The 14,580-nt window shown below is 47.2% G+C and carries 9 protein-coding genes; 7 read left to right on the top strand and 2 right to left on the bottom strand.

The annotated features are described in order from the left end of the window. The coding region (locus VIM72_RS24215) for an Nramp family divalent metal transporter (RefSeq protein ID WP_332005399.1) at positions 1–1,207 on the bottom strand (1,207 nt) is incomplete at its 3' end. 307 nt (positions 1,208–1,514) lie between these two features. On the opposite strand from VIM72_RS24215, the gene VIM72_RS24210 reads away from it, so the two are divergent. Beyond that, the gene (locus VIM72_RS24210) at positions 1,515–2,585 is read left to right on the top strand and encodes a substrate-binding domain-containing protein (RefSeq protein WP_332005398.1); all 1,071 of its coding nucleotides are present in this window, start codon (positions 1,515–1,517) and stop codon (positions 2,583–2,585) included. A 74-nt stretch (positions 2,586–2,659) separates the two neighbouring features. Beyond that, complete coding sequence (locus tag VIM72_RS24205) at positions 2,660–3,733, top strand: substrate-binding domain-containing protein (RefSeq protein WP_332005397.1); 1,074 nt, start codon at positions 2,660–2,662, stop codon at positions 3,731–3,733. A gap of 80 nt (positions 3,734–3,813) precedes the next feature. Here the strand turns inward: VIM72_RS24205 and VIM72_RS24200 are convergent, their stop codons facing one another. Next, positions 3,814–4,599, bottom strand: coding sequence for a sialate O-acetylesterase (locus tag VIM72_RS24200; protein ID WP_332005396.1), 786 nt, complete (start codon positions 4,597–4,599; stop codon positions 3,814–3,816). A 577-nt stretch (positions 4,600–5,176) separates the two neighbouring features. Here VIM72_RS24200 and VIM72_RS24195 point away from each other — a divergent pair. The 5 genes from VIM72_RS24195 to VIM72_RS24175 form a co-directional block, all read left to right on the top strand. After that, positions 5,177–8,323 (top strand): TonB-dependent receptor, encoded by a 3,147-nt coding sequence (locus VIM72_RS24195; RefSeq protein WP_332005395.1) that lies wholly within the window; start codon positions 5,177–5,179, stop codon positions 8,321–8,323. A gap of 25 nt (positions 8,324–8,348) precedes the next feature. Further along, positions 8,349–10,196 carry a RagB/SusD family nutrient uptake outer membrane protein gene (locus tag VIM72_RS24190; protein WP_332005394.1) on the top strand — a complete coding sequence of 616 codons (1,848 nt, stop codon included), beginning with the start codon at positions 8,349–8,351 and terminating at the stop codon, positions 10,194–10,196. Positions 10,197–10,215: 19 nt separating this feature from the next. Next, the gene (locus VIM72_RS24185; protein ID WP_332005393.1) at positions 10,216–10,602 is read left to right on the top strand and encodes a DUF5017 domain-containing protein; all 387 of its coding nucleotides are present in this window, start codon (positions 10,216–10,218) and stop codon (positions 10,600–10,602) included. A gap of 25 nt (positions 10,603–10,627) precedes the next feature. Then, entirely contained in the window at positions 10,628–12,013 is a 1,386-nt protein-coding gene (locus tag VIM72_RS24180) for a mandelate racemase/muconate lactonizing enzyme family protein (RefSeq protein WP_332005392.1), read from the top strand. Between the two features lie 57 nt (positions 12,014–12,070). Continuing rightward, positions 12,071–14,580 (top strand): polysaccharide lyase family 8 super-sandwich domain-containing protein (locus tag VIM72_RS24175; protein WP_332005391.1); only part of this gene is annotated, 2,510 nt, incomplete at its 3' end.

The raw sequence follows: 14,580 nt of genomic DNA, 5'->3' as shown, positions 1-14,580 counted from the left end.
GGCCTATACCGCCGGCAATGTTGGCAAATGCGTTGTTCTTTAACGGCCCCATGATCTTTTTATCATTGGCCACCAGGAAAAGCGCTATGCCGATAAATGGTACAATAAAAATGGTGATGGTTTGCGCAAGAATGATCAGTTCCAGTGGTAACTTGCCAAATGTGATGGCCACGGTGGCGCCGATGAGCATGATGATGCCAATGATGGCGCGTACTTTACCGGAGTTGAGCCCGCTGCCGTATCCCAGCGCATCGCCCAGGAGCGTGCCTCCCAGGGAAGCATTACCGATCAGCGTAGAGAAAGAAGCGCCGAACAGTCCGGCGAGGAACAGGGAAGAGGCCAGGTTGCCAAAAATAGGTTCCAGTGCACGGGCCATATCGGTAGCATTGGTTACCGTGATTCCCTTTGTGTGTAAAACGGCGGCGGAACAGATCAGCACCACTGCGCTCAGGATGCCGAGGATGATCATGCCGGTAATGGATTCGCGTCCTGTTTGCCGGATGCCGGGCTGCCATCTTCTTCTTTCCTGCACCAGGTAGGTTTGGTAAATAGCGCCTACAATGGAAAAGCAGGATGCGGTAAAGGCGATAACCAGTTTTAGAGAGCCTTCCGGGATGGTGGGCCGTAGCCCCTGAATGGCAGAAGGCACATCGGGCCCTGCCAGGACAAGCGTGGTCAGGAATGCTACCAGCATCAGCCCGATAAGGGCTATCATCACCCGCTCCAGCGTTTTATAGAATGTTCTGAAAAACAAGAGGCCAATGGCAATGGCATTAAATAAAATGATCCATCCGGCGGGCGCTGTTTTGGTGCCTTCCGCCACGGCCATGCCAATACCAATGGAATTGCCTGCCTGGAAGGAAGCGCATACCAGGAAAACACCAATGCCCATGGCTATCTTAACGGGCTTTCCCCATTTCATTCCTATGGTGGTGAGCAACGATTGCTGGGAGGCTATACCTACGCGGGCCGCCATGGTAGTAAAGATGATCATAAAAAAGATAGTCATTACGATCAGCCAGAGCAGGGAGTAGCCGTAATGCGCGCCCATTACAGAAGTGATGGTGATCTTACTCGGGCCAAATACCAGTGCAGCGGTAATCACACCAGGACCAATAGAGCGGATCCATTGCGCGCCTTTTCCGGCAGCTGTTTTCCGGGCTGAAGGAATAACAGGAATAGAAATGTCGGAAGCATCGTTTGACATATACGGCGATTGAAATTTTGGCAGATATGAATAATGATAGTAAAAAGCTACTCAGTACATGTATTCTCGGGTACGTACCCGTAAGTTAAGATGCATTCTTAGGAAAAGCAAATGTATGGGCACTTTATTTTTTTGCAGGGCATCATTTTATAGGATAGGAGGCGCTGTAATCCTCGCCTGTAGCCGCTGTGAAACAGGATAACGATATTAGTATGTTTTTTTCCTAAATTGATGCCAGTTTTACAAGGGCAGGATCCGGGCAACCGGAAGCTGTTTGTTTAAATAACCTTTTCAGGATAGGATAATAATGAAGAAAGAAAACCGTAAGGAACTGTCTGGCATCAAGGAGATCGCCAGGCGGGCCAATGTTTCTATTGCAACAGTCGACAGGGTACTGCATAACCGTACCGGTGTTTCCCCAAAAACAAAAGAGTTGATAGAGGGTCTTATTAAAGAATTGAATTACCAGCCCAACCTCCTGGCCCGCAACCTGGCGCTGAAAAACAACCTGAATTTTGCTTTCCTGATACCATCCGTTTCCAGGGAATCAGATTTCTGGAATGCACCATTAAAAGGGCTTCAGCTGGCAGAATCAGAGCTTTTGCAGCAAGGGGTAAAAGTAAGCCACTTCTTTTTTGATCTCGAAGATAAATCCTCATTTGTCAGCCAATACCGGCAGGTGCTCAAGTTACAGCCGGATGGCGTAGTGCTCGCGCCTTCATTTATAGCAGAGTCCCGGGAGTTTGTGAAACAATGCAGGAAGAAGAGAATACCCTATGTGTTTATTAATTCTGATATCCCGGAAGAGGACAGTCTTTGTTACATCGGACCGGAGCTTTACCGCAGCGGTTACCAGGGAGGCCGCCTGGTATCCTATATAACCAGGAAGCAGGATAAGATCATGGTGGTGAATATTTCAAAGGAAATAGACGCACATCATCACCTGCTGAGGAAGGAAGAAGGTTTCCGCGCTTATTTCACAGAAAAGAAGCTGCCCAATCCTATCGTCCGGCTGGATATACATCATACCGGTTACGCCTCTGTGAAGAAGGAATTCCTGGCCGCATTAAAAAAGCACAAGGATATCAAAGCCGTATTTGTCACTAATTCACGGGTGGTAACCGTGGCCGACATTGTAGAGAAACAGGAAATAAAAAACCTGGTGCTGGTGGGATATGACCTGGTAACAGGAACCAGTGATTTCTTAAAACAACAACTGATCAGTTTCCTTATTTGCCAGCGGCCGCAGGAGCAGGGGTACCGGAGTATAATGACACTTTACAACCAGTTGATGTTAGGCATAGCGCCACCGGAAAAATCTCTTTATATGCCCATTGATATTGTAACGCCGGAGAATTATGAGTTTTACAGGAACTAAATAAATGCTTTTGTCGGTAACGTACCCGAAAAATATATTATATTGTAGTAAATTTCACCGACAGGAGTACAAAAATGAAAAAGGAAGCAAATGAGCAAATGGCCGGCGTAAAGGAAATAGCCCGCAGGGCAAATGTTTCCATCGCCACGGTAGACCGGGTGATCCATAACCGGACCGGCGTTTCAGAGAAAACAAAGAGCAGGATAAATAAGATCATAGATGATCTTAACTATCAGCCTAACCTGATTGCCCGTACCCTGGCTTCCCGGAAGGTATTTGATTTTGCTGTGCTGATCCCGCATGTATCAGACGAATCGGATTACTGGAGAGCGCCGCTGTTGGGTATTGAAAAAGCAGCGGCCGAGCTGCAGCAGTTCCGGATCAATATCCATCCTTTCCTGTTTGATCAGAATGAGAAAGAATCGTTTATCAAACAAGTGGAAATGGTGTTAAAGCTCCGGCCGGATGGCGTTTTAGTGGCGCCCTACTTCATCGACGAAACAGTGGCCCTCGCCAACCATTGTGATGCCACCAATACGCCCTATGTTTTTATCAATTCAGATATCCCCGATCTGCCAAGCACCTGTTATATCGGGCCGGATATTTACCAGAGCGGTTACCTGTGTGGGGAACTGATAGATTATATTGCGCCTGATCCCAGCAAGATCCTGGTGGTAAATGTATCTAAGGAAATCAAAGCTCCCAGGTATAACCGCTTGCTGCGGAAAGAGGAGGGGTTGCGTTCTTACTTTAAACAGGCCGGGAAAGCGCATCCCATCGTTAAAACGGATATCAGGAACACCACTGATGAAGGTATCCGTAAAAGCCTGTCGAAGATGTTCAAAGATCATCCTGATATCAGGTCTGTATTTGTAAGCAACTCCCGCGTGGGCTCTGTGGCGCGGTTCCTGGAAGAATCCGGACGGGGAGATATTTTTCTACTGGGATTTGATTTCCTGGAAGACAATATTGCTTACCTGAAAAAAGGGATCATTGATTTCCTGATCTGCAACAGGCCACTGGAACAGGGTTATCGTGGCATCATGAGCCTTTATCGTGATGTAGTGGTACATAGTCCTGTTGATTCGCAAAACCTGATGCCTATTGATATTGTAACAAGGCAGAACTGTAATTATTACCAGATATAGGGCAGCTGTTGAATGATAGTCTGCAGCATCAGTTACACGTTATCTTTGCACGGTTGCTTCCCCGTTGGAAATTCACCATTTTATTTTCCATTCCGTTGCTGCAACGTTTTCATTCCTTCCGCAAATCTCTTTCCCAACTCCCTGGCGCTTTCTGTATTAAAATGGGTATGATCTCCCTTATGCTGCAACCCTTGTGCGCTTACTACATTTGTAAAGGGAATGCTGTCGGGAACCGCCTTCAGCATAGCGTTAAAGTTCATAAAAGCCGGGCGGAAGTATCCGATTTCACCTATGGTTACCGGTAGCTGCGGCATATTGGCTACTGTTCTTATACGTTGTATGAGTTCCCGCAGTAAAGCAATATAGCCGGGACTATCCTGGAAGTTGCCTGAATTGGCCTCGCCCTGGTGCCAGAGTATCCCTTTCAGTACCCCATATTTCATCGCTTCTTTAACACGCATCATGGCATCATCATACGGATGCGTGTGGGTGACGCTGTCGTATGCTGCCGGTACCCAGAGCTGGATGGAAGTGCCACCTACTGCCGCGGGAATAAGGCCGATTTTTATTTTCCGGTTGGCAGGTAACATATTTTCTGCAAAACTGATGGCTGGTCCTACACCTGCTTCTTTTTTATCGAAATGAACAGGATCTGTTGCAGGAACAAATTGCCCGGTGCTGTCGAGCATCAGGATCCGCTCATTTACCGGCTTCCTGACCGCATCTGTTTTTCCCCTGCCGGCCATATTGGATTGACCGATCAGCAGGTATAAATGAAAGTTGGGATCTGATCGCTGTGCATAAGCAGGAGAAATTAAAATGATCAGGTAAGCCATCAGCAACAGAAGGGTGGAAGTACATTTCATTTGCAGTAGTTTGTCAGTGAATATTAACGGGCAGTGATACCGGGTAAAATTGTTTGATGCTGTAAAATAAGATGCAAATATTATCTTAAAAAATTTGTTTTATAAGAATTGTTTTATACTTTCGGGTACGTACCCGAGATTCTAAAGAAAGGACTTTGCTATACTAATCAAGATAGGGAACGATGTAATAAAAAACAGCATGATACTGTAATTCATGGACGTACTGTAATACTGCCGCAAACCAAAAAACTAACCTGTAAGGACTTAACATTATCACATATGAAAAACGCTTTCTTGCCCTGGTAAATAGGGATGGGAAGATGTTGGTAGGATTGTCTGAGTTTTAATGCGAACAGAAATATAGCTGTAAACAACAGCCAGAATCAGCTCCTGTAAGGAGTAAGCATCTCTATGTAGTCGAAAAAGAGAAAATAAATGGAGTTGGAATAGACGGACAGTAAACTGTTTTTAACCGGTTTTCTGTGGAGGATTCATGCTCCTGTCAAACATCGTGTGCGTACACGTTTTTTTATACAATGAAGAATGAAATCAAAATCTATCAGCCAAACTTATTAAAATGAACACGTATCATTCAAGGCCTGCTTTAATTTTCATGCTGCTCCTGTTGCTTTTCTTTGCGCCGGGAAAAATTTATGCGCAGCAGTCTAAAAGCCTTACTGGCGCCGTTACGGATGCAGAAACAAACGAGCCTATACCTGCAGTAATAATCAGGGCAAAACAGACGGGCGCTGTTATTAAAACAGATGCAAATGGTAAATACACCATTACGGCAGATGAAGCGGATGTCCTTACATTTTCCGCGATGGGCTATACTTCAAAAACGCTCAACGTTACGAAAGGAGCAGTAATGAATGTAACGCTCAGCAAGTCTGTTTCCAATTTGTCGGAAGTGATTGTAGTGGCTTATGGCGCTGTTAAAAAAACAGACCTTACCGGTTCGGTGGGCCAGGTAAACATGGCCGACATGGCCAAAGCGCCCGTGGCTTCGTTCAGTGAGGCGCTGGCAGGACGTATTGCCGGTGTACAGGTTTCCTCCCAGGATGGGCAACCCGGGAAAGGAATGGGCATCGTTATCAGGGGCGCCAACTCACTAACGCAAAGTAATGCGCCCCTGTACGTGATTGACGGATTCCCCATCGAAGATCCGGAAGACGGCATGCTTAACCCCGACGATATAGAAACGATCAATATCCTTAAAGACGCGTCTGCAACAGCCATTTATGGCTCCAGGGCGGCCAACGGGGTGATCCTGATAGAAACGAAGAAAGGCAAAATTGGAAAACCCGTTGTTTCTTTGAATGCTTCTTATGGTGTGCAACAGGTCCAGAAAAAAATACCGGTGATGGATGCCTATGAGTTTGTAAAATACCAGTCGGAATTGAATAAAACATCCGCCAATGCTACCTATTTTACGAATGGAAGAACATTGGAATCCTACAGGGATATGGAAGGGATCAACTGGCAGGACCAGGTATTCCGGCAGTCGCCTGTAACCATCAGCAACATTGCTTTAAGGGGAGGTACCGGTCAAACGAGGTATTCCATCTCAGGATCTGTTTACGATCAGAAAGGCATCGTCATTAATTCAGGGTATAGCCGCTACCAGGGCCGTGTGGCTATTGACCAGGGTATCGGCAAAAAGCTGAAGGCAGGCATCACTACCAATTACAGCAAGATCACCACTTCAGGGCAGCCGCTGTCGGAAGGAAATGGTCCTTCCTTTACTACTTACCTGTTATCCAGGGCCTGGGGCTACCGGCCGGTATCCGGCAATCCAAACGCGGACCTTACGGAAGAAGATGGGGATATGGATTTCCTCAACCAGTATGATATCCGTTTAAACCCCATCATCACCAGTAAGAACGAGCATAACATCAATAAAACATCGGATTTTCTGACCAATGGGTATCTTTCTTACGCACCGCTGAGCAACCTGGTGTTCAGGGTTTCCGGTTCCATCTCCAGCAGGCAAAGAAGGGGAGACCTGTTCTTTAATTCCAAAACCGTGCAGGGAAGCCCACTGAATCCGCGGAATGTTAAAGGGCAAAATGGCTCTGTGATCTATTCGGAAACAAACATCTGGTCTAACGACAATACCGTTACGTATAATACTACTTTTAGCAAGGATCATAAAGTAACCATACTGGGAGGCGTTTCGTTCCAGCAGTTCAATGCTGAAACTTATGGTTATGCCGCGCAGAACCTGCCGAACGAGCAACTGGAAATGCCTGGCCTGGATGAAGGGATCCCTTATACCAGTTATGCCAGTGCCGGCGAAAGCTTTATGGCGTCTTACTTCAGCCGCCTGAGTTACAACTACAAATCAAAGTATCTCTTTGAATTTACTTTCCGGGGCGATGGGTCCTCCAAATTCGCCAAAGGCCATAAATGGGGATATTTCCCCTCGGGGTCTTTTGCCTGGAATATGCAGGAAGAAGCATTTATGAAAGGATCGCGGGTGATATCCAATTCAAAGCTGCGACTTAGTTACGGAAGTACCGGCAACAACCGGGTAGGAAATTATGACGCGTATTCCGGGTTAAGTTTTCCGGTGGCGAACTCTTACTCGTTTAATAACGCCACTCCCGGCAAAGGCGCCATTATCAGCGGTATTGGTAATGGTAACCTGAAATGGGAAACCACTACCCAGTTGAATATTGGTTATGACCTGGGGTTGTTTAAAGACAGGATTGAGTTTACCGCTGAATGGTACCGGAAAATCACCCGCGACCTGTTGCTGAATGCAGACCTTCCTGCCACCATGGGCCTGTTGAGCGCACAACAGAACATCGGTAAGATCCAGAACCAGGGCCTGGAGCTGAGCCTCAAAACAGTGAATGTAAGAACGAAGTCGTTTGAATGGACCAGCAATTTTAACATCAGCTTTAATCAGAATAAAATACTGGAACTGGTAAGAGACCAGGAGGCGCTGTATACAACAGTGAACTTTGAAACCCAGTATAACAACAACCCTCCCTATATTTCGCAGGTAGGACAGCCGGCAGGTATGTTTTACGGGTATATTTTTGATGGTGTTTACCAGTTGGATGATTTTAATAAATCAGCCTCTGGTGTGTATACGCTGAAACCCGGTGTAACTGATAACGGCGCTGCCGCCCAGCCCGGGCATATTAAGTACCGTGACCTGAACGGGGATGGGAACATCAGTACGGCAGATCTGACCATCATAGGGCGTGGGCAACCGCTTCATACAGGCGGCTTCTCCAATAACTTCACTTACAAGGGATTTGATCTTGGCGTATTCCTGCAATGGTCTTACGGCAATGATATCATGAATGCCAACCGCTATATGTTTGAAGGGAACGGGAATATAAGGCTTAGCCTGAACCAGTTTGCCAGTTACGAGGATCGCTGGAGTGAAACCAATCCCACCAACAAAAACTTTAAAGCCGGCGGACAGGGAACCATCGGCAGCTATTCCTCAAGAGTAATTGAAGATGGTTCTTACCTGCGACTGAAAACTGTTTCATTTGGTTATAACATCCCGGAAAAATACCTGCGCGCTTTACACTTCAGTAAACTAAGGCTCACCGTGGCCGCGCAAAACCTGCTCACATTTACCAGTTACACAGGTATGGACCCGGAAGTATCTGTTCGTAGTTCGGTACTAACGCCTGGATTTGACTTCTCGGCTTACCCGATCGCAAGAACAATCGTTTTTGGACTCAATGTCATTTTTTAATTCCTGACGCTCATAACATACAAATATGAAGTACAGCTATTTACTATTATCCTTGTTTCTTCTCATCAGTCTCAATGCCTGTGTAAAGAAACTGGATAGCAAACCAAAGGATTTTCTGCAGCCTTCCGATTACTACCGCACCATAGAACAGCTGAACATTGCATTGAATGGCGTGTATGATAACCTGGGGGTATTATATTCCAATCCCATTCATTTCAGGTTTGGATTTGAGGGAGATGAGCACTGGTATGTAAAAAATTCTCCGCTGAGCGGGCTGCATATTTATGATTATACCGCTGCGCATCCCGATTTCCAGACTTTCTGGAGTAACCTGTATATTGGTATTGGCCGTGCCAACTACCTGCTGGCTAACCTGGATAATAACCCCGCGCTCGATTCGGCTGCCCGCGCCAGGGTGAAAGGCGAAGCCCTGTTTTTAAGAGCCTATTATTATTTTATGCTGGTGCAGAGTTTTGGCGGCGTACCGCTGATACTGAAGCCTCCTGTATCTGTTGACGATGTAAATGCACCCCGCGCCACTGCTAAAGAAGTATATGACCGCATCATCGCGGATATGACCGAAGCAGAAGGATTGGTTGCATCCATCAAACAGCTGGGCTTTGGAGGCAGGGTGAATAAGTCGGCCGTAAGAGGTATGCTGGCACGTGTTTGCCTGCATATGGCCGGTTATCCTGTGAAAGATATCAGCAAATATAAAGATGCGCGCAACTGGGCTAAAAAAGTGATGGACGACGGGGAAGCAGCGCATGCATTAAATCCTTCCTATTCCGGCGTATTCATTAACCTGATATCTGATAAATATGATATCAAAGAAAGCTTATGGGAAGTAGAGTATTGGGGCAATAAATCAGACGCCTATACGGAAACTGGCTCGTTGGGTGATGTGAATGGAAACGCCACACAGAACACACAAACCGGGTTTGCATATGCGGGCATCAAAGCAACGGCCGACTTGTACTACCGTTACCAGGAAGGGGATATAAGAAGGGATTGGTGTATCACAACTTTTAATTATGGTACCGCGAGCCAGCCCGCCAATCATAAAGTTTTTTTTACTTCTGTTAACCGTAACACGGCTTACAACAGGTTCCCCGGAAAATACAGGAGGGAGTATGAAGTGGTATTACCTAAGAATAACACAGGTACGCCCACCAACTGCCCCCTGATGCGTTACTCGGATGTATTACTCATGTTTGCCGAAGCGGAAAACGAAGAGTCCGGCCCTACAGCAGCGGCCATAGAAGCAGTGAACAAAGTGAGAAGAAGGGGATGGTGCACTGGTATTAAAACAGTGACCATTACCAGTGGAGGCGCCGGTTATACCACTGCGCCCACTGTCACCTTTACAGGTGGCGGAGGCGCAGGTATTTCGGCTACTGCGGTGATATCAGGTGGCCAGGTGACAGGGATCACATTTGCACCGGACGCCGTGTATGGAACCGCCCGCGGTATGGGATATACAGCTGCGCCCACCATTACATTCAGCGGGGGGAACGGCGCCGGGGCCAGCGCCACTGCTACCATTTATGCCCCTGCCGATGCCGATATGCCGGTGGAAGCCACCACCAGTAAAGACGCCTTCCGCAGGTTTATCCAGGATGAAAGATCCAGGGAGCTGAATGGAGAAACCTACCGTAAAGCAGATCTGATCCGCTGGGGCATTTTTGTGGAGCGCATGCATGCGCTTTCCGCTACCATTGAAAAAGACCTGGGCACTTCCACTACGCCTGCCTACTTAAATCTTTTTATCAAAGGGTTTGGGCCTAATATCTCAGACAGGAACCGGCTTTGGCCTATTCCCACCAGGGAGCTGACCTTAAACAAGGCATTAACACAAAACCCGGGCTGGTAATTTATAAACCAATATGCACATGAAAACTGTACTGATCATATTATCCATATTAACGATAACCGTGTCCTGCAAAAAAGAACCAAAGCTGGATACACCGGACTTTACGCTCACATCCTCTTCTGTCACTTTTAAAGCAGGAAAAGAAGGGCAGTTTGATTTTGAAGGAACGGCAGGTATTATCTCTTTTTATTCCGGTGAAACCGGGTTTGAGTATGTGCCGCAAGGAACTGCCACCGGCGTTAACAAGTCGATTGCCGTAAAAGGATATTCGGATGCCAGGCTTACAAAATTTACCTATACCTACATAGAAAAGGGTACTTACAAAGCTTTTTTTGTGGCGAAGAATATCAACATATATGATGGGAAGGAAGTGGTAAGGGCCATCACCGTTACTGTTACCGACTGATCACCCCGGGATAACTACAATCACAATGCATAGGAGACAATTTATTAGAAATACGGGCCTGATAGCTGCATTCACCGGGATGAACCTGGATCAGCTGAAAGGCCATGGAACACATACTATGAAAAATATAGAGGTTATTCATACCGGGTCGGATTTTGAACGCGAAAAGCTGGTACGGCCATTTGGTTTTAAAGGGGCTTACCTGACAGAGCTTTGGCAGGTGGCCTCCAGGTTGGAAACGGCATCGGGAATAAATAAAACCGGCATCGCCACACAAAGTGTATTATATGGAGATGCCGACCTGTTTGCCGCACATTCGGAAACGGAAGGGAATGCACTGATGTACCTGGTGGCAGGCTATGCTCTGAAGCTGATTAAAAAAACGCCCTTCCGCGATCCTGTAATGTTGCTGGATGCCATCTTTCCTCAATTACTGGCGGAAGCGAAGCAGTTAACCGGTAAGCCGGACCTGAACACCAATTTTGTATACAATGCGTTGGTGAGCGCTGATAATGCCGCCTGGCTGTTATACGCGGCAGAGAATAACTTTTCCACCTTCGGTGAGATGATCCCCGCCGCCTACAAAAAGGGATTGTCGCATAAGAACAATAAGGTAGCCATCATGTACCAGGTACCGTATGGTATGCCGGTGCAGGATCTGCAACAGGCTGCCGCCGACGGCTATTTTGTATTCAAGATAAAGACCGGCTATCCCGGCACCACGACAGAAATGCTGGAAAAGGATATGGCCAGGCTTAGCCAGGTGCACCAGGCGCTGAAAGACCTGCGTACCACGCAAACCCCCAATGGCAAACTGATTTACACGATGGACGCCAACGGCCGTTATGAAAAAAAGGAATGGCTGATGCGCTACCTTGACCATGCAAAAAAAATCGGGGCTTTTGAACATATCCTGTTTTATGAAGAACCGCTGGCGGAGCAGAATGAGGAAGATGTATCCGACACAGGTATTACTATTGCTGCCGATGAAAGTGTGCACAATGAAGCTTCCGCTATCAGGAGAATAGAACAGGGGTACAAAGCCATGGTATTAAAAGGCATTGCGAAAACCCTGAGCATGTCGATGAAGATAGCGGCGCTGGCGGCGGAAAGACAAATTCCCTGTATCTGTGCTGACTTAACTGTAAATCCTGTTTTGATCGACTGGAATAAAAACCTTGCCGCACGCCTGATGTCTTTTCCAGGCGTTGGTATGGGATTCATGGAAACGAACGGGGATATGAATTACCGCAACTGGAAAAATATGCTGGGTTATCATCCGTTGGCGGGTGCTTCCTGGACACAGCCTAAGAATGGCGTATTTGAGCTTAATGAAGACTTCTATCAGCAAAGCGGGGGCATATTCCGGCCCTCGCCACATTACCAGGAAATTGTTCAGTCACCACACTGAGTAAATGTTTCCTGTTGCTGTTTCCTGCTATACAATAAACCATAAATCACATCAGTTATGAACAAAATTTTACTACTTGTTTTGATGTTTTGGGCAGGCCTTAACGGGCTTAGGGCGCAGCAGCGTTTTGTTTCCTTCGACGGCGGTATTCCTGATAACTGGGAAAGTAACATAGCAGGGGCGATATCGCCCGGCACCGAACACCTGAAAGGAGGGGCCGGTGCACTGAAATGGACCGCGCAAAACGGGGATTATATCCGGGCAATGAACCTGGCAATTCCGGATACGGAAATCAGTAAGGCCGCCTCCAGCGCCGCGCAAATGTTTATCTATAGTGGGGCAGTGACCACTGATACACTGCTTTTCCAGTTTCTTGATGAAAATGGTGTGGTAAAGAGACAGGGAAAGATGCTGTTGAATTATAAAGGATGGATGGAATTTCACCGGTCTTATTATTACGACTATTCCCTGGATGGATCTTTTCCGGGAGCTTTCAGCCTGAACGAAATGAAGATTACTTACAAGCCGGCTAATGCTGCCAGTAGCTGCGTGATCTATATAGACGAAGCCACCATCATTGGTAATACGGATGTCCGTATTCCCGGCCCGCATGTGTACCCCGACTATCCCTATTTCAGGAAGAATGTAACGAACGCTCCTTACCTGGATGTGCTGGAGAACTGGAAGAGCGGTCCTGACCTGCCGGTTGTTGCGGCCACCGCCACGGAGCTGGCGGATCTGCAGACAGTAAAGACCCGTCTTGTAAGAACGACTGTTACAGACACCTTATTAACGGTTGCCAAAAACTATGTAAGTTATCTTAACATCCATTATAACAGCGATGGCAGCATTAACGGGAGAGGTATCCGCTACATCTACCGTCCTGATACTTTGGTGAAGCTGTCGTCTTATTGCGGATCATTGGCAAAAGCAGCGGATGCGGATGCGGATGCTTTATCGAAGTTATTATTGTTTACAGAGTATCTGCTTAGCGAAGGAATGGCGGAAGGTGGCAGGATTGTGATGCAAACCAATTCCTATCCGAACGCAAGGAATTTCCCGGTGGGATTTTTATTGGCGCTGCCTTATTATTCGCCGGCCATGCGGGAGGAAGTGGTAAAGATGCTGAAATGGTCTAACGAATATGCCGTGTTATATGGCGCTACTTTCCTGGAAGGTTATAGTGTCGACTTTCTCAATATAAAAATGCCATTGCTTTTTGAGCTGGCCGTCCAGGACCAGGATGATAACACTGCGGTTCGTGACCTGAAGCTGCTGAAACGTTTCCTGGAACGGAATACAGTGCCCGGGTTGGGCGGCAGGGACGGGATGAAACCCGATGGCGTTGGTTATCATCATGGGTCCCAGCATACCAGTTATATGGGGGCCTGGTTAAGATGGATTGATTATGCCTATAATTTAAAAGGTACGGTGTATAAAATAGATCTTACTGCTTATGAGAATATGAGTAAGGGGTTAACCTATTTGCTGGCCGGATCATCCAAAGGGGTGCTGTATGCGCATGCTGAATCCGGCAGGAATCCATTCCCTGATAAGTTACCCGTGACGCTCGATCGTTTTGAAAAATTTGTGGAAATAGGAGGGGATATTAAAGGGGGTGCTGCAGACCCGGTAATGGGAGGGATCTACAACGACGTAACAGGCGTAAATAAATACCCGGTGCCGGCTCGTTCTCTGAATGGGTTTCACCAGTATAATTACGGCGCACTGGGAATTCAACGGAAGGGGAACTGGACAGCGGTGATGAGAGGGTTTACGAGCAAAATATTCGGCGCCGAAATATACAGCACAGAGAACCGTTATGGCCGTTACCAGAGTTATGGTACATTGGAGATATTATATGGCGGTACACTCGCAGCCACCGGGTACATCCTCTCCGGCCGCGGATGGGACTGGAACGTAATGCCTGGTACCACCACGGTGCACTTCGAAGGCTATGCAGGATTGCAGCCCCTAAAAACTACGGCCATGGAATTTCAGAATTTAAATTTCGCAGGTGCATTATCCCTCGGGCAGGAAGGCATCTTCGGTTTAAACTTTTCTGAAAAGGCAAATGGAAATTATAGCCCGTCCCGCCTGGTGTTCAGGAAAACAGTATTTGCATTCGACAGCATCCTGGTTTGCCTGGGAAGTGGCATTTCCGCTCAGAATGGTTTAGGAAATGTAGCCACCAATTTTTTCCAGGCGATCCATAAAACCACCAATGCGCCCATTTATGTTAATTCAACCACCGCTGTTACGAATGCGAACTATGATGAAACCATCAGTACAGCCACAACACCGTTATGGCTGTTGAATGCGCAATCAACCGGTTATTATATCCCGGCCGGAAATGCGCCGGTGCGTGTTGTGAGAACGAGACAGGCTACCCCCAGGGAATCTGTCACCAACCAGAGTCTTCCGAATTCATTTGATACGGCCTATGCCAGCAAGGCATGGATGATCCACGGCGTGAACCCTGATAAGGTTAAATATCATTTTGTGGTAGTACCCGGCACTACGCCACAGGCCATGCAAACGCTGGCCACGGAGTTTGCCACCGCTAC

Source organism: Chitinophaga sp., from assembly GCF_036569185.1.
In the GTDB taxonomy this organism is placed as follows: Bacteria; Bacteroidota; Bacteroidia; order Chitinophagales; family Chitinophagaceae; genus Chitinophaga.
The sequence above is the reverse complement of the archived record's forward strand: the minus strand, read 5'-3'. Positions and strand labels throughout refer to the sequence as shown.